Annotated in this window: 19 protein-coding genes; 17 read left to right on the top strand and 2 right to left on the bottom strand. The window is 57.5% G+C overall.

Translation table 11 applies throughout. From position 1 onward, the window contains the following. Positions 1-59: 59 nt before the first annotated feature. On the bottom strand, positions 60-740 hold the full coding sequence (gene kdpE, locus HB631_RS19160) for a two-component system response regulator KdpE (RefSeq protein ID WP_213992788.1): 681 nt from the start codon (positions 738-740) through the stop codon (positions 60-62). Between the two features lie 289 nt (positions 741-1,029). Between kdpE and HB631_RS19155 the strand changes: the two genes are divergently transcribed. From HB631_RS19155 to pcp, 9 genes are all read left to right on the top strand, one after another. After that, positions 1,030-1,983 carry a 2-thiouracil desulfurase family protein gene (locus HB631_RS19155; RefSeq protein ID WP_213992787.1) on the top strand — a complete coding sequence of 318 codons (954 nt, stop codon included), beginning with the start codon at positions 1,030-1,032 and terminating at the stop codon, positions 1,981-1,983. A 14-nt stretch (positions 1,984-1,997) separates the two neighbouring features. Further along, entirely contained in the window at positions 1,998-3,440 is a 1,443-nt protein-coding gene (gene phrB / locus HB631_RS19150; RefSeq protein WP_213992786.1) for a deoxyribodipyrimidine photo-lyase, read from the top strand. Between the two features lie 23 nt (positions 3,441-3,463). Continuing rightward, complete coding sequence (locus HB631_RS19145) at positions 3,464-4,207, top strand: type 2 GTP cyclohydrolase I (protein WP_213992785.1); 744 nt, start codon at positions 3,464-3,466, stop codon at positions 4,205-4,207. Between the two features lie 180 nt (positions 4,208-4,387). After that, a complete protein-coding gene (gene pxpB / locus HB631_RS19140; RefSeq protein ID WP_213992784.1) occupies positions 4,388-5,044 on the top strand; it encodes a 5-oxoprolinase subunit PxpB in 657 nt (218 codons plus the stop codon). Further along, a complete protein-coding gene (gene pxpC, locus HB631_RS19135; protein WP_213992783.1) occupies positions 5,038-5,976 on the top strand; it encodes a 5-oxoprolinase subunit PxpC in 939 nt (312 codons plus the stop codon). Before pxpB ends, pxpC begins: the two co-directional genes overlap by 7 nt. Then, positions 5,973-6,707 (top strand): 5-oxoprolinase subunit PxpA, encoded by a 735-nt coding sequence (pxpA, locus tag HB631_RS19130; RefSeq protein ID WP_213992782.1) that lies wholly within the window; start codon positions 5,973-5,975, stop codon positions 6,705-6,707. The genes pxpC and pxpA overlap by 4 nt, the downstream gene beginning before the upstream one ends. A gap of 206 nt (positions 6,708-6,913) precedes the next feature. After that, on the top strand, positions 6,914-7,645 hold the full coding sequence (locus tag HB631_RS19125; RefSeq protein WP_213992781.1) for a DUF969 domain-containing protein: 732 nt from the start codon (positions 6,914-6,916) through the stop codon (positions 7,643-7,645). Then, on the top strand, positions 7,642-8,655 hold the full coding sequence (locus tag HB631_RS19120; RefSeq protein WP_213992780.1) for a DUF979 domain-containing protein: 1,014 nt from the start codon (positions 7,642-7,644) through the stop codon (positions 8,653-8,655). The genes HB631_RS19125 and HB631_RS19120 overlap by 4 nt, the downstream gene beginning before the upstream one ends. A 164-nt stretch (positions 8,656-8,819) precedes the next feature. Then, positions 8,820-9,467, top strand: a complete 648-nt coding sequence (gene pcp, locus HB631_RS19115) for a pyroglutamyl-peptidase I (protein ID WP_213992779.1) — start codon at positions 8,820-8,822, stop codon at positions 9,465-9,467. A 255-nt stretch (positions 9,468-9,722) separates the two neighbouring features. Here pcp and HB631_RS19110 read toward each other — a convergent pair whose 3' ends face one another. Further along, positions 9,723-11,003: a citrate synthase gene (locus tag HB631_RS19110; protein ID WP_213992778.1), complete on the bottom strand. Its 1,281-nt coding sequence runs from the start codon at positions 11,001-11,003 to the stop codon at positions 9,723-9,725. Positions 11,004-11,632: 629 nt separating this feature from the next. Between HB631_RS19110 and sdhC the strand changes: the two genes are divergently transcribed. The 8 genes from sdhC (at position 11,633) to sucD (ending at position 21,586) form a co-directional block, all read left to right on the top strand. Continuing rightward, positions 11,633-12,022 (top strand): succinate dehydrogenase cytochrome b556 subunit, encoded by a 390-nt coding sequence (gene sdhC / locus HB631_RS19105; protein WP_213992875.1) that lies wholly within the window; start codon positions 11,633-11,635, stop codon positions 12,020-12,022. After that, positions 12,016-12,363, top strand: a complete 348-nt coding sequence (gene sdhD / locus HB631_RS19100) for a succinate dehydrogenase membrane anchor subunit (protein WP_213992777.1) — start codon at positions 12,016-12,018, stop codon at positions 12,361-12,363. The genes sdhC and sdhD overlap by 7 nt, the downstream gene beginning before the upstream one ends. After that, positions 12,364-14,130: a succinate dehydrogenase flavoprotein subunit gene (sdhA, locus tag HB631_RS19095; protein WP_213992776.1), complete on the top strand. Its 1,767-nt coding sequence runs from the start codon at positions 12,364-12,366 to the stop codon at positions 14,128-14,130. A 19-nt stretch (positions 14,131-14,149) separates the two neighbouring features. After that, positions 14,150-14,866 carry a succinate dehydrogenase iron-sulfur subunit gene (locus HB631_RS19090; RefSeq protein ID WP_213992775.1) on the top strand — a complete coding sequence of 239 codons (717 nt, stop codon included), beginning with the start codon at positions 14,150-14,152 and terminating at the stop codon, positions 14,864-14,866. A 488-nt stretch (positions 14,867-15,354) separates the two neighbouring features. Then, positions 15,355-18,162, top strand: a complete 2,808-nt coding sequence (sucA, locus tag HB631_RS19085) for a 2-oxoglutarate dehydrogenase E1 component (RefSeq protein WP_213992774.1) — start codon at positions 15,355-15,357, stop codon at positions 18,160-18,162. Between the two features lie 15 nt (positions 18,163-18,177). Further along, positions 18,178-19,419 (top strand): 2-oxoglutarate dehydrogenase complex dihydrolipoyllysine-residue succinyltransferase, encoded by a 1,242-nt coding sequence (gene odhB, locus HB631_RS19080; RefSeq protein WP_213992773.1) that lies wholly within the window; start codon positions 18,178-18,180, stop codon positions 19,417-19,419. Between the two features lie 131 nt (positions 19,420-19,550). Then, entirely contained in the window at positions 19,551-20,717 is a 1,167-nt protein-coding gene (gene sucC / locus HB631_RS19075; RefSeq protein ID WP_213992772.1) for an ADP-forming succinate--CoA ligase subunit beta, read from the top strand. Continuing rightward, positions 20,717-21,586 carry a succinate--CoA ligase subunit alpha gene (gene sucD, locus HB631_RS19070; RefSeq protein ID WP_213992771.1) on the top strand — a complete coding sequence of 290 codons (870 nt, stop codon included), beginning with the start codon at positions 20,717-20,719 and terminating at the stop codon, positions 21,584-21,586. Before sucC ends, sucD begins: the two co-directional genes overlap by 1 nt. Positions 21,587-21,831: the final 245 nt, after the last annotated feature.

The following is a 21,831-nucleotide window of genomic DNA, read 5'->3' as shown; positions in this document are numbered from 1 at the left end:
ACTGATGATACTAGCCTCTAGATAGCGTGGCCAGATTTTGTGAGCAGGTTCACATATTGTCAGGACATAAAGCGGTAGCCAATGCCGGTTTCCGTAAGCAAGTGACGGGGACGCGCCGGATCTTCTTCGAGCTTTTGCCGCAAATGTCCCATGTATATTCGCAGATAATGACTGTGCTCCACCGCGTTGGGACCCCAGACCTCGCGCAGCAGTTGGCGCTGGGTGACCACCTTGCCCTGGTGGGACAGCAGCGTGGCCAGCAGGCGGAATTCAATGGGTGTCAAATGGAGTAATTCGCCGGCCCGCGTCACCTGGCGATTAACCAGATCCACATTGATGGCGGCAAAGGTCACAGTTGCAGGTTTGTCTTCCCCTCGCAGCGGATGCCGCAGGGAGACCCGTACCCGGGCCAGCAGTTCACCGATACCGAAGGGTTTGGTCAGATAATCGTCCGCCCCGGCGTCCAGTGCGTCAATCTTGTCCTGCTCGTCGCTTCGGGCGGACAGCACCATCACCGCAACCGAGCTCCACTGGCGCAAGTCGCGAATAAAATCAACGCCGTTGCCGTCCGGCAAACCCAGATCGAGGATCACCAGGTCCGGCTTGCGAGTGGCCGCCTCAAGCAGGCCGCGGGCCATGTTTTCGGCGTCGAAAACCCGATAGCCCTCCCGTTCGAGGGCTTGGCGGACAAAGCGCCGTATGGCATCCTCATCTTCAACGATCAGAATATTCGCTGTCATGGTGCTCATCATCCCTTCCTTATGACCTTGTCCGGTTTGCAAAACGTTGGCGGTGGAACCTCCAAAAAACCTCACCACGCCGCAACATTATCCACTTAAACAGCAACGCGGTGAATCCCCTTTTGCCCGCGCTCAGAGAATAGCGGACCGGCGGATGATGACGTTTTTCCCCGACAATCCCGGGCAGCGCCGCGGATAAACCGGCGGGACTTTTGTTAAAAGCCGTCCGCCGGGCCCGCTAAAATCGTCTACGCTTTGCTGAACAAACAATAGCCTATTGGGGCCCTGCATGAGCAATAAAATTCCTGTCGGCATCAGTGCCTGCCTGATGGGAGAAGCGGTGCGTTTTGACGGCGGCCACAAACGCCTCTCTTTCGCCATGGATGACCTTGCTCCTTATGTTCGATTTAACCCTGTTTGCCCTGAAATGGCCATTGGTCTGCCGACGCCGCGACCCTCGCTGCGGCTGGTTAAGGATCGGGACGACCGCATCAGCCTGCGTACCGGCAAAAGCGATAATGATCCCGATCTTACGGAGTCCATGAGGCGGTTCGCCCGCGAGCGCAGCCGGCAACTGACGGATTTATGCGGTTTCATTGTCTGCGCCAAATCCCCCAGCTGCGGTATGGAGCGGGTGCGGGTTTACGACCGCGCCGGCTCGAGAAAAAACGGTATAGGCCTGTTTACTGAAATACTGATGGAAGAACTGCCCTGGTTGCCGGTGGAGGAGAGCGGGCGGCTTCACGATCCGCTGCTGCGGGAAAATTTTGTCGCCCGGGTCTACACCCTGTATGAATTTAATCAATTGCTGCGGGAAGGGTTGACGCCCGGCGCGCTGATGGCCTTTCACCGGCGTTACAAGCTGTTGCTGCTGGCCCATTCCCAGCCGGAATATCGCCGCATCGGGCCTTTTGTCGCCGACATGGGCAGGTGGGCGTCACTGGAGGCGTTTGCTATTGAATACCGCCTTCGTGTGATGACGTTGCTGTCCCATAAAGCGACGCGGCCCAACCACACCAACGTGTTAATGCATGTACAAGGGTATTTTCATCGCCATTTGACGCCAAAGCAGCGGGAAGAACTGTCGCTGCTTATCGACAGTTACCGGCGGGGAGTGCAGCCGCTGCTCGCGCCTCTTGCGCTGGTAAAGCATTACATGGCCGAGTATCCCGACCCATGGCTGTCGCAGCAACGTTATTTTGAACCCTATCCCGAAGCGCTGCGGCTACGTTACGGATATTAACAGCAAGGAAGAACATGAAAACCCATATCGTCTGGCTGCGTAACGATTTACGCATCCATGATAATCCTGCTTTATCTGCCGCCTGTTCCCACCCCGACGCCCAGGTGACTGCGCTGTTTATCGCTACTCCCGCGCAGTGGCGCGCCCACGATATGTCGCCGCGCCAGGGGGATTTTCTGTTACGCAATCTCATTGAGCTACGACTTGCCCTGGCGGATCGGGGTATTCCCCTGCATTACCATCAATGTGACGATTATGATGCCGCGGTGGTCTGGCTGACGGATTTTTGCCGTCGGCAGCAAGCGGATGCGCTGTTTTATAACTATCAGTATGAATTCAACGAGCGCAGGCGCGACCGGACGGTGGAGCGGGCGCTCGACGGCCATGTAATCTGTCAGGGGTTTGACGACGGCGTGCTGTTGCCGCCGGGGAGCGTCACCACCGGCGATGGGGATATGTATAAGGTCTATACCCCTTTTCGCAACGCCTTTATCCGGCGGCTAAGGGACGAAAATTCCCAGTGCCTGCCGGCGCCCGAGCGCCGCGTCACAACCCCCTGGGCTCCGGTTGACGAAATTACCCCCTTCGATTACCCGCGCCGGGAGACGGATGACTATCCCGCCGGCGAAGAGGCCGCGTTATCCCGTTTGCATGACTTTTGCCATCATCAGCTGCAGGACTATCGGCGGGGGCGGGACCTGCCGGCGCTGGACGCCACCAGCCGGCTGTCCGCCTACCTCACCCTGGGAATAGTGTCGCCGAAACAGTGCTACAACCGGCTGCGCACCGCCTGCCCGACGGTGTTGGAGCAGGCCGACAGCGCGGCGTTTTGCTGGTTGAACGAATTGATCTGGCGGGATTTTTACCGCCATATCATGGTTTTTTATCCCGGCGTGTGCCGACACCGCCCCTTTATCACCTGGACCCGCCATGTGGCCTGGCGGCGGGATGATACCCTGCTGGACGCCTGGCGACAGGGCCGCACCGGCTTCCCCATCGTGGATGCCGCTATGCGCCAGCTGAATCAGACCGGCTGGATGCATAATCGTTTGCGCATGATCTGCGCCAGTTTTTTGGTAAAGGATTTATTGATCGATTGGCGGGAGGGGGAACGCTATTTTATGCGCCGGTTAATCGATGGCGATCTGGCGTCGAACAACGGCGGCTGGCAATGGGCCGCTTCCACCGGCACCGATGCCGCGCCCTATTTTCGTATTTTCAATCCCACCACTCAGGGACGCCGGTTTGATGAACAGGGCCGGTTTATCCGGCGCTGGCTGCCGGAGCTGGCGTCCGTGCCGGATAAATTTATCCATGAACCCTATTTTTGGCCCCAGGCCGAGCAAACCGGACTGGATTATCCGCGGCCGATCGTTGATCATGGGCAGGCACGTCAAACCGCCCTGGCGGCTTATCAATCCGCCAAAGCACAAGGGCTGGCTCCTCACTCGGGATAGCCGGCGAACGGGGACATCGGGTCATGCTTAATACGGAACTTGAACAACTTATCAATCAGCAGCTGAATGCCGGCGCTTTTGAGGATTACGGCCCCAACGGGCTACAGGTGGAAGGCCGCCCGCAAATCAACCGTATCATCACCGGTGTTACCGCTTCACAGGCGCTGCTGGATGCCGCGGTGGCGCATAATGCCGATGCGGTGCTGGTACATCACGGTTATTTCTGGAAAAATGAATCGCCGGTAGTGACGGGCATGAAACAGCGCCGCCTGAAAACCCTGCTGAACCACGACATCAATTTACTCGCCTGGCATTTGCCCCTTGATGCCCATCCGGTACTGGGGAATAACGCCCAATTGGCGGCGCTGCTGGACATTGAGGCGCAAGGCCTGCTGGAACCGCTGCTGCCCTGGGGAACTTTCACCACGCCGATCAGTCCGCAGGAGCTGCAGCGCCGGCTGGAGATGCGGTTGGAACGGGAAGTGCTGCACTGCGGTGATAACGCACCGGCGCAAATCCGCCGCCTTGCCTGGTGTACCGGCGGCGGACAGGGTTTCATTGAACAAGCCGCCCGCGCCGGGGTGGATGCCTTTATCACCGGCGAGGTCTCGGAGCAGACCATTCACATTGCCCGCGAGACGGGAATACATTTTTATGCGGCAGGCCACCATGCCACCGAACGTGGCGGCATCAAGGCGCTGGGTGAGTGGTTGGCGCGTGAACACCATTTCGACGTGACGTTTATCGATATACCGAACCCGGCCTGACCGGAAAAACTTAGCCTAAATAATTCGAGCTGCAGGAAGGCCAACGCACCTGCCGCTTGAAGTACGACGGGTATAAAACATTCCTTGCAAACGGCTCGCTAGCTGATTTGCGAGTTTTTTACCGGACCATTCTGCCGGTATGCACCAGACGGAACCGCCATGGGTTCCCAGGAGGAGAGGTTGCAACGGGCTCGATGTTACTTATTGGGTGAAAGTGCGGTGGTGCTGGAGCTGGAACCCCCCATAACCCTGGTCAGCCAGCGGCGGATATGGGGACTTGCCGAACGTCTGATGCATCACCAAGACGTGCGCGAGGTGATCCCGGGCATGAATAATCTTACCGTGCTGCTGACCAATCCCCAGCAGCTGGCGCTGGATGCCATTGAGCGCTTGCAGAGCTGGTGGGAGGATAGCGGTGCCGTCATTCCCGAGCCCCGTTGCGTTTCCATTCCGGTGATGTACGGCGGCGGCGACGGTCCCGACCTGGATCGGGTGGCTGAGCTCACCGGCATGACGCCCCGGGACGTGGTGTCTTGCCATGCAGACAGCGCCTACGACGTTTATTTTATCGGTTTTCAGCCCGGTTTTCCTTATCTCGGCGGTTTGCCGGAACGCCTTGCCGTCCCGCGCCGCGCTGAACCCCGTCTGGCGGTGCCCGCCGGTTCGGTGGGTATCGGCGGCAAACAGACAGGAATCTATCCGCTGACCAGCCCCGGCGGCTGGCAAATCATCGGCCGCACGCCGCTCCGGCTGTTCAGTCCGGACGCCAATCCGCCGACGCTGCTGTTGCCCGGCGACAGCGTCCGCTTTGTCCCGCAAAAGGAGGGCATATGCTGAACGTATTGCATGCCGGCATCATGACCTCGATACAAGACGGCGGCCGAACCGGTTACCGTGCCCTGGGCATCAGTCCGGGGGGAGCGCTGGACAAACCGGCCATGAAACTGGCCAACCTGCTGGTGGGTAACCGGCCGGATGACGCCGTGCTGGAAATCACCCTCGGTCAGTTCAGCGCGCAGGTAACCGCTCCCGGCTGGCTGGCGTTAACCGGCGCGGATTGCCATGCCCACCTGGACGGCAGCCCCCTTTGGACCGGATGGCGTTTTCCGGTACGCCCGGGCCAGGTGGTGAAGCTGTCGACGCCGAAACACGGTATGCGCAGTTATCTGGCGGTGAGCGGGGGGTTTAACATCCCGGAGGTTCTCGGCTCCCGCAGCACCGATCTTGGCGCCGGCTTCGGCGGCTGTTCCGGCCGCTTGATCCAGGATGGCGATGTGCTGCCGGCGGGGGAACCGGAAAGGGTGCCTGAACGGCAGATTGGTATCCGTCAGCTGCTGTTCGGTAATCGTGTCCGCGCGCTGCCCGGCCCCGAATACCGTGAGTTCAGCGCCGATTCCCAGGATGCCCTGTGGCGTACAAGCTGGCAGCTCAGTCCGCAAAGCAACCGCATGGGGTATCGCTTGCTGGGCCCGGCGCTCAAGCGCAATACCGAGCGTGAATTATATTCCCATGGCGTATTGCCGGGCGTGGTGCAGGTTCCACACAGCGGCCAGCCGATTGTGCTGCTGGCGGACGCACAGACCACCGGCGGCTATCCGCGCATTGCCTGCGTGATTGAGGCTGATTTGTATCATCTGGCGCAGATTCGCTTGGGGGAACCCATCCATTTCGTGCTTTGCACCCTGGAAGAAGCCCATGACGCCTGGATTGAACAAACCCACTACCTGGAACAGATAGCCTGGCAACTGAAAATTCTGGAGCCGATATGATTGATTTGAATGCCGATTTGGGCGAGGGCAGCCCCAATGATCAGGCCTTGTTGCAACTGGTGAGCTCGGCCAATATCGCTTGCGGCTTTCATGCCGGCGACGCCGACAGCATGCGGCAATCGATCAAATGGGCGTTGCGCTACGGCGTCGCCATCGGCGCGCATCCCAGCTTTCCTGATCGGGAAAATTTCGGCCGCAGCGCCATGGCGTTACCACCGGAAACCGTTTATGCCCAAATCGTTTATCAACTGGGCGCCCTGGCGGCGCTGATCCGGGCGGAAGGGGGCAGGATGGTGCACGTCAAGCCGCACGGCATGCTCTACAACCAGTCGGCGCGGGATTCGCTGCTGGCCGACGCCGTCGCCCGCGGGATAAAAGCGGTGGATCCGGCGCTGCGGCTGATAGGGCTGGCGGACAGCGAACTGACCAAAGCCGGAGAGCGCCAGGGTTTGACGGTCCGGCACGAAGTGTTCGCCGACCGGAATTACCGCCGGGACGGCACGCTGGTACCGCGCGGCGAGACGGACGCGCTGATTGAGGACGAGGAACAGTCCCTGGCTCATACCTTGACCATGGTGCAGAACGGCCAGGTGCAAACCCGTGAAGGGGAGTGGATCACCGTACGGGCGGATACCGTCTGCCTCCATGGCGACGGCGTCCATGCGCTGGCGTTCGCCCGCAGGATCCGCGCCGCCCTGGAGCAGCGGGGCATCGTGATTGCCGCAGGCTGAACGTCAGCTAAACCTTCCACGGCGGTGAGATCGCCAACGGATATCCCCGCCATCCGATTCCCATCATTCGCCAGGGTTTTCTTGTGCCCCGATCCCGATACCCTGCCATAAGTATTCCCTATCTCCCGACCGAATCATTTAGCGATACCTTAGCCCGATACGAGCTTATATAAGCCCAAAGCTGAACTTTTCAAGAGGGTACGCACATGCAACAAGCGGTAAATTTATGGCCGTTATTGGGTATCTTGGCCATCATCTGTGGTTTTTTATTACGCTTAAACGCGGTATTGGTGGTGATCATCGCCGGTGTCATTACCGGGCTGACGGCGCATATGTCCGTCGGGGATATTCTGGACAAACTCGGTTCGGGATTTTTAGCCACCCGTAACCTGGCGTTTATCTTGCTGATACCCTTGGCGACCATCGGCTTGCTGGAACGGCATGGTCTCAAGGAACATGGGCAAAGCTGGATTGCTAAAATCAAAAACGCCACCGCCGGCCGGCTGCTGATCATTTATCTCCTGGCGCGCGAATTGACGGCCGCCATGGGCCTCACCAGCCTGGGAGGGCATCCGCAAATGGTGCGTCCGCTGCTGGCGCCCATGGCCGAAGGCGCGGTTGAAAACCGTCACGGCGATTTGCCGCGGGAGGTGCGGTATCGGCTGCGTGCCATGGCGGCGGCCACCGATAACGTCGGCTTGTTTTTTGGCGAGGATATCTTCGTGGCGTTCGGCGCCATCCTGTTTATGCATAATTTCCTGCTGGAATCCGCCGGTATCCAGACCGAGCCGATGCATATTGCGTTCTACGGTATTCCCACCGCCATCTGTGCTTTCCTGATCCACGCCTATCGCCTGCACCGCCTGGATAAGCAGATGGACGAACTACTGGGCCCGGTAAAACAGGGCACGCTGTCTGCGACGAGGGCGGAAAAATGACCTTTCAACAGGATTACCTCTATTGGCTGGCGGGCGTACTGCTGCTGCTGGTCGGAGTCTTGTCCCTAAGGGACAAGACCAACCCGCGCAGGTGGTTCACCGGAGCGTTCTGGGGACTGTACGGGCTGGTATTTCTTATCGGCGATTGGAGCGTCACTCTCATGGCGCGGATCGCCGGCCCGGGTATGGATCCGCAACAGACGTTGCATAGGCTTATCGGCGGTTTAGTGGTCCTGCTGGCCCTGATTGCCGGTTTTGGCGGAGTAAGGCTGGGCAGCTATCATCAACCCAGCCGACAGCAGCGGGAACAGAGCGCCCAACGTTTGGGCAACCTGCTGTTTGTCCCGGCACTGGCCATACCGGTGGTGACCGTGGCGGGGGTGTTGATACTGAATAATATGCCCTCCTGGCAACAGGCGCTGTTTGGCGCGGGCAACCACTCCACCCTGATTACCCTGTTTTCCATTACCCTGGGCTGTATTATCGGCCTGGTGCTGGCCATAAAATTCACTCGCGACCGACCGTTGCAATCTATCCAGGAATCCCGCCGGCTGCTGGATTCCATCGGCTGGGCCTTTATTCTGCCGCAGATTCTCGCCACCCTCGGCCTGCTATTTACCAGCGCCGGCGTCGGCACGGCCGTTTCGCATCTCACCGAGACCTATCTGGCGGTGGATAATCGCCTTATCGCCGTGGTGGTCTTTTGTGTCGGTATGGCCATCCTGACCATGGTGATGGGCAATGCATTTGCCGCGTTTCCCATTGTGGCCGCCGGTATCGGTATTCCGATTCTGGTGGTGCAGCACGGGGGCAATCCGGCGGTCATGGCCGCTGTCGGCATGTTTTCCGGCTATTGCGGCTCCCTGATGACCCCCATGGCGGCGAATTTTAATTTGGTCCCGGCGGCCTTGCTGGAGCTGCCCGACCGAAACGCGGTAATCAAAGCACAGATTCCCACCGGCCTGGCGCTGCTGCTGGCGAACGTGGCGCTGATGTATTTTATGCTGTGAAATTTCGTGCGCGAGCACGAGCAGGGTCTCGGTAAAGGTGATGGATGAATTGGGTGGGAACGGTCTCGATTAAAGCAATGGGTGAATTGGGTGGTAAGGGTCTCGGTTTAGGCGATGGGTGAATTTGGTGGTTATGGTCTTGCTTCAGGCGATGAGGAACGTTCATGAATAGAGTATTACTTACCGGTTTCGAGCCTTTTGGCGGCGACGGGATAAACCCCTCCTGGGAAGTAGTGAAACAGTTCGAGGGGCGGCGGCTCGGTACGGCTGACGTGGCGGTATGCCAATTGCCCTGCGTTTTCGGCCTCTCAGCCCAGGTCTTGAATGAAGCCATCGATCGTTACCGGCCGTCGCTGGTGCTGGCGGTGGGCCTGGCGGGGGGCCGGCACCGGATCTCCGTCGAGCGGGTGGCCATCAACGTGGATGACGCGCGTATTGCCGACAATAACCACCGGCAGCCCATCGACGTTCCGGTGGTCCCCGGCGGTCCGGCGGCGTATTTCGCCACGGTGCCGATAAAAGCGATGGTAAAATCCCTGCGGGACGCCGGCGTTCCGGCCGGGGTTTCCCAAAGCGCCGGCACCTTTGTCTGCAACCATGTGATGTACGCGCTGCTCCATCGGCTGGCGCAAATGTCCGCACCGGTCAAAGGAGGATTTATTCATCTGCCTTATCTGCCGCAGCAGGCGGCGGCCGTAGCCAATGCTCCCAGCATGGCGCTGGAAACCATGCACGCGGGGCTGGAAATTGCCCTGCAAACCGCTCTCACGGTGGAAAGGGATCTGCCCATCGGCGGCGGGGCGGTTAGTTGAGGTCAAAAGTCGGCTTCTTTACCGGGCTGACAAAATGAAAACGCCGCGTTAAGCGGCGCCAGACTGCAGACAAAAGTATTCGGAGTCAATAAGTCGGGACAGGCTGCCAGAAGAGTAAACCGTCCGCGCCAAGGATGGCGCGGATCGAGCCAACAGGGACGTATTCACGGCGTGTTTACGATCTGGCAGCCTGTCCCGGCCGGACACTTTGCGAACAAGCTCACGCCGCTTTAAGCGGCGTTTGCCACAGCAATCTTATTTGATCTGCGACTTGAATTCCCGTTTATCGTAACCGGTATAAAGCTGGCGCGGACGGGCAATTTTGACGCCGTCGTCGTGCATCTCTTTCCAATGGGCAATCCAGCCCACGGTGCGCGACATGGCGAAAATCACGGTAAACATGGATGCCGGGATGCCCATGGCTTTCAGAATGATGCCGGAATAGAAATCCACATTGGGATAAAGTTTCTTTTCAATGAAGTACGGGTCGTGCAATGCGATATGTTCCAATTCCATCGCTACCGCCAGCAAATTATCGTTCAATTGCAGCTCTTTAAGCACTTCATGGCAAGTTTCACGCATCACGGTGGCGCGTGGATCGTAGTTTTTATATACCCGATGACCGAAGCCCATCAAACGGAAGGAGTCGTTTTTATCCTTGGCGCGTTTAATAAAGGAAGGGATGTTCTCGACGGTGTCGATTTCTTCGAGCATGCGTAGACAGGCTTCATTAGCGCCGCCATGGGCCGGTCCCCATAAAGATGCGATGCCCGCCGCGATACAGGCGAAGGGGTTGGCTCCCGACGAACCCGCGGTACGCACGGTGGACGTGGAGGCATTTTGCTCATGGTCCGCATGCAGGATGAGGATGCGATCCATGGCGCGTTCCAGCACCGGGTTGATTTCATAGTTTTCGCAAGGGGTAGCGAACATCATATGCAGGAAATTACCGGCATAGGAAAGGTCGTTACGGGGATAAATGAACGGCTGGCCGATGGAGTATTTGTAACACATGGCGGCCACGGTGGGCATTTTGGACAGCAGACGGAATGCGGCGATTTCACGGTGGCGCTCGACATTGACATCCAGCGAATCATGATAAAACGCCGCCAGCGCGCCGGTGACACCGCACAGAACCGCCATCGGATGCGAATCGCGGCGAAAGCCGTTAAACAAGCGGGTGATCTGTTCATGCACCATAGTATGACGGGTCACAATGGTGCGGAATTCTTCGTATTGTTCCGGAGTGGGGGTTTCACCGTTCAGCAGGATATAGCAGACTTCGAGAAACGTTGAGTTCAATGCCAGCTGATCGATGGGGTAGCCGCGATGCAGTAAGATACCTTCATCGCCGTCAATATAGGTAATTTTTGATTCACAGGATGCGGTAGAAGTGTATCCGGGATCGTAGGTGAAATAACCCTTGTTGCCCAGGCTACGAATATCGATTTCCTTTTCGCCCAGCGTGCCTTGCAGCACATCCAGTTCGATTGGCGCTTCACCGGGTAGGGTTAACGTCGCTTTATTGTCAGCCATTACATTCTCCTTAGCGCTTATTTGATAAATCTTCCATCATCGGGTACCGGCATGCCTGCGGGGCCTTGCGTTTGTTGTCAGCCCGTAGCTCTGGCTTAACGATGTGCAGGGTACAGAGCTTAAGGATGGTGCAAGTTATTCCCGTTCAGGATGAAAGAACGGCGATCCTCGGATGTTAAAGATTTATTGGTGTTAATTTTAGCTATATAAAGTCATCTTAACCCAAATGATTAGGATGCACTTTACACTGTTGCATAAACTTGGACGAGGCGGAAGTCTCATTGCATTGCATCTGTTACTTATAGCATATTGCGGGGACTATTTGTAATCAAATTGTTGCTTTTTTGTCAATGTAGTTATAGGAATTTGGGGCAAATGTAAAATACGTGATCCAGGTCACTAAATGGCCCAAATGTTACCAAACAAATTGTAGGGTAATTGTAATCATTATGTGAAAGCCCTATACTTCGCTAAGGTCTCCGGAAGTCCCTGTTGTAGGAGCACCCAGCGTTATTTAACGCGTCATTTACGCAAAAGGGATTTGGTTTTGAGCACATGACGTGGCTTTGTCTACCTTAACGCTGTCTGATCCAGCCAGGACCGGAGGAAGGAAAAATAATAATAGCTGTGTGGGCAAAACCGTGAAAAAACAAAGACCTATCAACTTGGATCTGCAAACGATCCGGTTTCCCGTTACTGCAATAGCATCCATTCTTCACCGTGTTACCGGTGTCATAATGTTCGTGGCAGTAGGCATCTTGCTATGGATACTCGGCTTGTCTCTTTCCTCCGCCGACGGGTTCAGCCAGGCGGCCGCCATGATGGATAGCTTTATCGTTAAATTCATTATTTGGGGGATTTTGACCGCGCTGGCTTATCATGCGGTGGGCGGAATCCGGCACATGCTAATGGATTTCGGCTATCTGGATGAGACATTTGCCATGGGTGCGATGACGGCAAATGTTACATTTGTGATCACTGTCGTGCTTTCAATTTTGGCTGGAGTACTCGTATGGTAAGTAATGCTTCGGCACTGGGACGCAACGGAGTCCATGAATGGTTGCTGGTTCGCGCTTCCGCCATAGTCATCTGCCTTTACATCATTTATATGCTGGGTTTTATCCTGTTCGCCAATACCCTGACTTATGATGTCTGGCGCGGTTTCTTCACTTTACCCATGACGAAAGTATTCACCCTGCTTACGCTGTTTTCGGTCTTGGTGCACACCTGGATCGGCATGTGGCAGGTATTAACGGATTACATCAAATTACTGCCGCTGCGCCTGCTGCTGCAATTGGCCATCGTCATTGTATTAATGGTGTATTTACTTTATGGAACAGTCGTGGTGTGGGGTGCGTAAATGAATTTGCCGGTGAGAGAATTTGACGCTGTGGTCGTCGGGGCAGGGGGCGCCGGAATGCGCGCTGCTTTGCAAATTTCCAAAATGGGCCTCTCTTGCGCCCTGGTATCAAAAGTATTTCCCACCCGTTCCCATACCGTCTCAGCGCAGGGGGGGATTACCGTCGCGCTGGGCAATACCCATGAGGACGATTGGCAATGGCATATGTATGACACCGTGAAAGGGTCCGATTACATCGGCGATCAGGATGCCATAGAATATATGTGCAAAACCGGCCCGGAGGCGGTGCTGGAACTTGAACATATGGGTTTACCGTTTTCAAGGCTGGACGACGGCCGCATTTATCAGCGTCCGTTTGGCGGCCAGTCCCGGAATTATGGCGGCGAACAGGCGGCGCGCACCGCCGCCGCCGCCGACCGTACCGGGCATGCGTTATTGCATACGCTGTATCAGCAGAACCTGAAAAACCACACCACCATCTTTTCCGAATGGTATGCGCTGGATCTGGTGAAAAACCAGGACGGCGCTTTTGTCGGCTGCACCGCGCTCTGTATCGAAACCGGCGAGGTGGTCTATTTCAAGGCCAAGGCCACCATATTGGCCACCGGCGGCGCCGGGCGCATTTACCAGTCCACCACCAATGCCCATATCAATACCGGCGACGGTATCGGCATGGCGCTGCGCGCCGGCGTGCCGGTGCAGGACATGGAGATGTGGCAATTCCACCCCACCGGCATCGCCGGCGCGGGGGTGCTGGTGACCGAAGGCTGTCGCGGCGAGGGCGGATACCTGCTGAACAAAGATGGTGAACGCTTCATGGAACGCTATGCGCCGAATGCCAAGGATCTGGCGGGGCGCGATGTGGTCGCCCGCTCCATCATGATCGAGATTCGCGAAGGCCGCGGCTGCGACGGACCCTTGGGCCCCCATGTGAAACTGAAGTTGGATCATCTGGGCAAAGAGGTCCTTGAATCCCGTCTGCCCGGTATCCTCGAGCTTTCCCGTACCTTTGCCCATGTGGATCCCATCAAGGAACCCATCCCGGTTATCCCTACCTGTCATTACATGATGGGAGGGATCCCCACCAAGGTCACCGGCCAGGCCGTGACGGTGGATGCCGAGGGCAAGGACGTGGTCATTCCGGGGCTGTTCGCGGTGGGTGAAATCGCCTGCGTTTCGGTGCACGGCGCCAACCGCCTGGGGGGAAATTCCCTGCTGGATCTGGTGGTGTTCGGCCGTTCGGCGGGTATGCATCTGCAAGAATCCCTCGCCGAGCAGGGGGCGTTTCGCGATGCCGGCCAAGACGACATCGAGGCCTCCCTGGCGCGTTATCACCGTTGGAACGACAATCGCACCGGCGAAGATCCGGTTACCATCCGCAAAGCGCTGCAGGCCTGCATGCAAAATAATTTCTCGGTGTTCCGTGAAGGCGACGCGATGGCCAAGGGCCTGGCGGAGCTCAAAGAGATTCGCGAACGGCTGCACCATGCCCGTCTGGACGACACCTCCACGGAATTCAACACCCAGCGGGTGGAGTGCCTGGAGCTGGATAACCTGATGGAAACCGCATACTCCACCGCGGTCGCGGCCAATTACCGCACGGAAAGCCGCGGCGCGCACAGTCGGTTCGATTTCCCGGACCGCGATGACGCCCACTGGTTGTGCCACAGCCTGTATCTGCCGGAAAGCGACACCATGACCCGGCGTGAGGTGAACATGCAACCGACACTGCGCCCGGCGTTTCCGCCGAAAGTGCGTACCTATTAAGGGCGGAGGATTTTAACTGATGAAAGTCGAATTTTCGGTTTATCGCTATAATCCTGATATGGACGACAAGCCGCGTATGCAGGAGTATCAGTTGGAGCTCGAAGAGGGCCATGACATGATGCTGCTGGACGCGTTAATCCAATTGAAAGAAAAGGATCCGACACTGGCGTTCAGACGTTCCTGCCGCGAAGGGGTTTGCGGTTCCGACGGGGTCAATATGAACGGCAAAAACGGCCTGGCCTGCATCACGCCGGTGTCTGCTTTGCGCAAGGGCAATAACAAAATCGTCATCCGTCCGCTGCCGGGGCTGCCGGTGGTGCGCGATTTGGTGGTGGACATGGGGCAATTCTATGCCCAGTATGAAAAGATAAAGCCTTACTTATTGAATAACGGTAGGAATCCGCCGGCGCGGGAGCATCTGCAAAGCCCGGATGAGCGGGCGAAGCTGGACGGGTTATATGAATGTATCTTGTGCGCCTGTTGCTCCACCGCCTGTCCCTCGTACTGGTGGAATCCGGACAAGTTCATCGGTCCGGCCGGGTTGCTGGCATCCTATCGTTTCCTGATTGACAGCCGCGACACCGAACAGGCCGCGCGGCTGGATGATTTGAACGATGCTTTCAGCGTATTCCGGTGCCACAGCATCATGAATTGTGTCAACGTATGCCCCAAGGGACTCAACCCCACCAAGGCCATCGGACATATAAAGAGCATGCTGGTGCAGTACAGCGCTTGATGGATATGGACCGGCAAAAATGCCGAACATCGGGAGAGCACGCCGTAGGGGTCGTAGCGGCAAAAGCCGCCGAAGCGCCCCTTGGCGGGCTAGGCCCGATGAACTCGGGCAAAAATGCCGAACATCGGGAGATCACGCCGAAGGGGTCGTAGCGGCGAAGGCCGCCGAAGCGCCCCTTGGCGGGCTAGGCCCGATGAACTCGGGCAAAAATGCCGAGCATCGTGAGAGCACGCCAAAGGGGTCGTAGCGGCGAAGGCCGCCGAAGTGCCCCTTGGCCGGCTAGGCCCGATGCCCTCGGGTGAACAGGCAGGAAGCCTTTGAAAACCGGCTACCGGCGTCTTACAACGTCCGCCGCTTTTCAAAGGTTCCTTCGGGTTGGTTATTTACGCCGACTGTGGGTAGGTAATTCACCGCTTGAACCGCTTAAACGTTATCCCAAACATGATAACCACGGCGAAAACTGAAGCTAAACAGCTTAAGGGATCATAATGCAGAACGGCGCAATGAAGGCCTGGCTGGATTCCTCCTACCTGGCGGGGGCGAACCAGTCCTACATAGAGCAGCTCTATGAAGATTTTTTAACGGATCCTGACTCTGTTGACGATAGCTGGAGCAAGATATTCAAACAGCTACCTACCGCGGGGGTCAGTCCTGACCAGCTCCATTCCAAAACCCGGGACTATTTCCGTCGCCTGGCGAAAGATGCCTCGCGCTATACCTCATCGGTAAACGATCCGGACATCGACTCCAAGCAGGTAAAAGTCCTGCAATTGATCAATGCTTTCCGTTTTCGCGGTCACCAGCACGCCAATCTCGATCCGCTGGGGTTGTGGAAACAGGAAACCGTACCGGACCTGAACCCGGCATTCCATAATCTGACCGAAGCCGATTTCCAGCAAACCTTCAACGTAGGTTCCTTTGCCATCGGCAAAGAGACCATGAAGCTGGCGGATCTGTATGAAGCGCTGAAACAAACCTATTGCGGTTCAATCGGCGCCGAATACATGCATATCACCAACACCGAAGAGAAACGCTGGATTCAGCAGCATATCGAATCTGTGGTGGGCCAGCCGAGTTTCACGGTGGAAGAGAAAAAACGCTTCCTCACCGAATTGACGGCGGCGGAAGGCATCGAACGCTATTTAGGGGCCAAATTCCCCGGCGCCAAGCGCTTCTCCCTGGAAGGGGGCGATGCGCTGATACCGATGCTGAAGGAAATGATTCGTTATGCCGGTATCAACGGTACCCGGGAAGTGGTGCTGGGCATGGCCCATCGCGGCCGACTGAACGTCTTGATCAATGTGCTGGGCAAGAAAACCCAGGACTTGTTCGATGAATTCGCCGGTAAGCACAAAGAGCATCTGGGCACCGGCGATGTCAAATACCACCAGGGTTTCTCCTCCGATGTGGAAACCGACGGCGGCATCGTTCATCTGGCGCTGGCGTTCAACCCGTCCCACCTGGAAATCGTCAGTCCGGTGGTGGAGGGTTCGGTACGTGCCCGTATCGACCGGCTCAATGAACAAAGCACCCGGATGGTACTGCCCATCACCCTGCACGGCGATGCGGCCATCAGTGGCCAGGGCGTGGTGCAGGAAACCCTGAACATGTCGAAAGCCCGTGGCTACGACGTCGGCGGCACCGTGCGGGTTGTGGTGAACAACCAAGTGGGCTTCACCACCTCCAATCCCCAGGATGCCCGTTCGACGCAGTACTGTACCGACATCGCCAAAATGGTGCAGGCGCCGATATTTCATGTCAACGCCGACGATCCGGAAGCGGTGGCGTTTGTCACCCGGGTTGCGCTGGATTTCCGCAATACGTTCAAGCGCGACGTCATGATCGATCTGGTCTGTTATCGCCGTCACGGTCATAATGAAGCGGACGAACCCAGCGCCACGCAGCCGATCATGTACAACAAGATTAAAAAACACCCGACACCGCGTAAAATCTATGCCGACCGGCTGGAACACGCGCATATCGCCTCCCTGGAGGACGCCACCGAAATGGTGAATCTCTATCGCGATGCGCTCGATCGCGGCGAGTGCGTGGTGCAGGAGTGGCGGCCGATGAACATGCATTCGTTCACCTGGTCTCCCTACCTGAACCATGAATGGGACGAAGCCTATACCAGCCAGGTGGATGTTAAACGCCTGGGGGAATTGGCCCGGCGCATCAGTGAAGTGCCTGACGGGGTGGAAATGCAGCCCCGGGTGGCGAAGATCTACGGCGATCGCGCCTTGATGGCGGCCGGCAGCAAACCTTTTGACTGGGGCGGCGCCGAAACCCTGGCTTACGCCACGCTGGTGGATGAAGGCGTACCCATTCGGCTATCCGGCGAGGATACCGCCCGCGGGACGTTTTTCCACCGTCAGGCGGTGGTGCATAACCAGAAAAACGGATCCACCTATACGCCCCTGGCGCATGTCCATAACGGCCAGGGTAAATTCCGTGTGTGGGATTCAGTGTTATCGGAAGAAGCGGTGTTGGCGTTTGAATACGGTTATGCCACCGCCGAACCCCGCACTCTGGTCATCTGGGAAGCGCAGTTCGGTGATTTCGCCAACGGCGCCCAGGTGGTTATCGATCAGTTCATCAGCTCCGGGGAACAAAAGTGGGGCCGGATGTGCGGGCTGGTCATGCTGTTGCCCCACGGTTATGAAGGGCAGGGGCCGGAACACTCCTCCGCCAGGCTGGAACGCTATCTGCAGCTCTGCGCCGAGCAGAATATGCAGGTCTGCGTCCCCTCCACCCCGGCTCAGGTTTACCATATGCTGCGGCGTCAGGCGCTGCGCAATATGCGCCGCCCGCTGATTGTCATGTCACCGAAGTCGCTGTTACGCCATCCGATGGCCATTTCTTCCCTGGAAGAGCTGGCGCACGGGAGCTTCCAGCCGGCCATCGGTGAAATCGACCCGCTGGATCCGCAAGGCGTAAAACGCGTCGTGCTGTGCTCCGGTAAAGTTTATTATGATTTGTTGGACCAGCGCCGGAAAAACGGTCAGGAAGACGTGGCTATCGTGCGCATAGAGCAGCTTTATCCGTTCCCGCACCAGGCGGTGCAGGCTGCCCTGAAACCTTTTTCCCATGTGCAGGATTTTGTCTGGTGTCAGGAAGAGCCCCTGAATCAGGGTGCCTGGTACTGTAGCCAGCATCATTTCCGGGAAGTTATTTCTTTTGGCGCATCGCTACGTTACGCGGGACGCCCGGCTTCCGCCTCGCCGGCGGTTGGGTATTTGTCCGTGCACCAGACACAACAAAAAAATCTGGTTAATGACGCGCTGAACGTTAATTAAATATAAGGATTGATAATGAGTAGCGTAGATATTCTGGTTCCTGATCTTCCTGAGTCGGTTGCCGATGCGACCGTTGCCACCTGGCATAAAAAGCCCGGCGACAGCGTCCAGCGTGACGAGGTGCTGGTGGAAATAGAGACCGACAAAGTGGTACTGGAAGTGCCGGCGCCCGAGGCGGGCGTGCTGGATACCCTACTGGAGGACGAAGGCTCCACCGTCACCTCCCGTCAGGTGCTGGGACGTTTACGCCCAGGGGACAGTACCGGCCAGGAAACCTCCGAAAAGGCCCAGAGCAAAGAGTCCACCCCGGCGCAGCGGTACACCGCCGGACTGCAAGATGAAAGCAATGAAGCCATCAGCCCGGCCATCCGGCGCCTGATTGCCGAGCACGACCTGAAAGCCGACCAGATTAAAGGCAGCGGCGTCGGCGGCCGAATTACCCGTGAGGATGTTGAAAAACACCTGGCGCGTAAACCGGAAACCGCCCCGGCCGCTCCGGCACCCGCGCCGGCGGTAACCACCACCGCGACTCCCGCCGCCCTGCCTGCCCTCGGCAGCCGCAGTGAAAAACGCGTGCCGATGACCCGTTTGCGCAAACGGGTGGCCGAACGGTTGCTGGAAGCCAAGAACAGCACGGCCATGTTGACGACGTTTAATGAAGTCAATATGCAACCCATCATGGATCTGCGTAAGCAGTACGGCGACGCCTTTGAAAAACGCCACGGTATCCGCCTTGGGTTTATGTCTTTTTATATCAAAGCGGTGGTGGAAGGGCTCAAGCGTTTCCCGGAAGTGAACGCCTCCATTGACGGCGAGGATGTGGTTTACCATAACTATTTCGATATCAGCATTGCGGTTTCCACCCCTCGCGGCCTGGTGACGCCGGTGTTGCGCGATGTGGATGCCTTAGGCATGGGCGATGTGGAAAAAAGCATCAAGGAACTGGCGGTAAAAGGCCGCGACGGCAAACTGAAGGTGGAAGAGCTTACCGGCGGTAACTTTACCATTACCAATGGCGGCGTATTCGGTTCACTGATGTCCACGCCTATCATCAATCCGCCGCAAAGCGCTATCCTGGGCATGCATGCCATCAAGGATCGCCCGATGGCGGTGAACGGCCAGGTGGTTATCCTTCCCATGATGTATCTCGCCCTGTCTTATGATCACCGGTTGATCGACGGTAAGGAATCCGTCAGCTTCCTGGTGACCATCAAGGAGATGCTGGAGGATCCCACCCGTTTGCTGCTGGACGTATAGTCGATAACGGATACGGCGCCGCCGTATCCGGGTTTCGCCCCGGACAGTACTCTTATCATGGCGCGGTACACTTTAATGGTGGCAGGTTGCACTCCGCCGCCTACATTCCCAGACGAAGATGGATAAACATCATGAATTTACATGAATATCAGGCAAAACAGCTTTTTGCTCGGTATGGTCTGCCTGCCCCCACGGGTTTTGCGTGCACCACGCCACGGGAAGCGGAAGAATCCGCCTCGAAAATCGGTGCCGGTCCCTGGGTGGTAAAATGCCAGGTGCATGCGGGCGGGCGCGGCAAATCCGGCGGCGTAAAAGTCGTCAATAGCAAAGAAGAAATTCGCGCCTTTGCCGAAAACTGGCTGGGTAAACGCCTGGTGACCTATCAAACGGACGCCTTGGGCCAGCCGGTTCATCAGATTCTGGTGGAAGCCGCAACCGATATCGCTAAAGAGCTTTATCTCGGGGCGGTAGTGGATCGCGGCTCCCGTCGCGTGGTGTTCATGGCCTCCACCGAAGGCGGCGTGGAAATTGAAAAGGTCGCCGACGAAACGCCGCATCTGATTCATAAGGTGGCGCTGGACCCTCTTACCGGTCCGCAGCCCTTCCAGGGACGTGAGCTGGCGTTCAAGCTGGGATTGTCCGGCAAGCAGGTCGGGCAGTTCACTAAAATCTTCATGGGTCTCGCCGCGCTGTTTTTGGAGCGGGATCTGGCACTGGTGGAAATCAATCCGCTGGTTATCACCACCGAAGGCAATCTGGTCTGCCTGGACGGTAAGCTGAGCGCCGACGGCAACGCCCTGTTCCGCCAGCCTGAACTGCGCGAAATGCGCGATAAGAGCCAGGAAGACGCCCGCGAGGCGCAGGCGGCGCAGTGGGAGCTGAATTACGTGGCCCTGGACGGCAATATCGGTTGCATGGTTAACGGCGCCGGCCTGGCCATGGGCACCATGGATATCGTCAAGCTGCACGGCGGCTCGCCGGCCAACTTTCTTGACGTCGGCGGCGGCGCCACCAAGGAGCGCGTGACCGAGGCGTTCAAGATCATCCTGTCCGATGAAAACGTCAAAGCGGTGCTGGTGAATATTTTCGGCGGCATCGTGCGCTGTGATCTGATTGCCGAAGGCATCATCGGCGCGGTGGCGGACGTGGGGGTTAACGTGCCGGTGGTGGTGCGCCTTGAGGGCAATAATGCCGAGCTGGGCGCCAAAATTCTGGCGGACAGCGGTCTGAATATCATTGCCGCCACCAGTCTGACCGACGCGGCGCAGCAAGCCGTTGCCGCGGTGGAGGGGAAATAATGTCCATTTTAATCGATAAAAATACCAAAGTGATTTGCCAGGGTTTTACCGGCAGCCAGGGAACGTTTCATTCTGAGCAGGCGTTGGCCTACGGCACCAAGATGGTTGGCGGCGTCACGCCGGGCAAAGGCGGCACTCAGCATCTCGGCCTGCCGGTATTTAATACCGTGCGTGAAGCCGTGGAGAAAACCGGCGCCACCGCCTCGGTTATCTATGTTCCCGCGCCGTTTTGCAAGGATTCCATTCTGGAAGCCGTGGATGCCGGCATTGAGCTGATTATCTGTATCACCGAGGGTATTCCCACTCTGGATATGCTGGTGGTAAAAGCTAAGCTGGAGCAGAGCGGTTCCCGTATGATCGGGCCGAACTGTCCGGGTGTGATCACCCCCGGTGAATGCAAGATCGGCATCATGCCGGGTCATATCCATAAACCTGGCCGGGTGGGAATTGTTTCACGCTCCGGCACGCTGACCTATGAAGCGGTCAAGCAGACCACGGATACCGGGCTGGGCCAATCCAGCTGCGTCGGTATCGGCGGCGACCCGATACCCGGCTCGAGCTTTATCGATATTTTGAAGCTGTTCCAGCAGGATCCGCAGACCGAAGCCATCGTCATGATTGGTGAAATCGGCGGCAGCGCGGAAGAAGAAGCCGCCGCTTATATCAAGGAGCATGTTACCAAACCGGTGGTGGGTTATATCGCCGGGGTTACCGCGCCGAAAGGTAAGCGCATGGGCCATGCCGGCGCGATTATCGCCGGCGGCAAGGGTACCGCGGATGAGAAATTCGCCGCCCTGGAAGCCGCGGGGGTGAAAACCGTCCGCAGCCTGGCGGATATCGGCGGTGCGCTGAAAACCCTGCTGAGCTGAGTTTTGGCCCGTGTGCGGCGGGCCGGCCGCGTTAAGACGTTCGTTGCAGGCTCGGTGATTGCGTGCCTTCACGCTTCAGTGATCGCGGGCCTTCAGGCTTCAGTGATAGCGGGCCTAGCGTGCCATGAGGCACTCCGGCGGGCGGAAAAACCACGCCCGCTTCGACCTCATCGGCGCGCTCTCCCTTTAACAGGTTTGTTGCAGGCTCGGTGATCGCGGGCCTTCAGGCTTCAGTGATAGCGGGC

This window comes from Sodalis sp. dw_96 (assembly GCF_018449575.1).
Lineage (GTDB): Bacteria > Pseudomonadota > Gammaproteobacteria > Enterobacterales > Enterobacteriaceae > Acerihabitans.
This window is presented reverse-complemented; position numbering and strand designations above follow the sequence as displayed.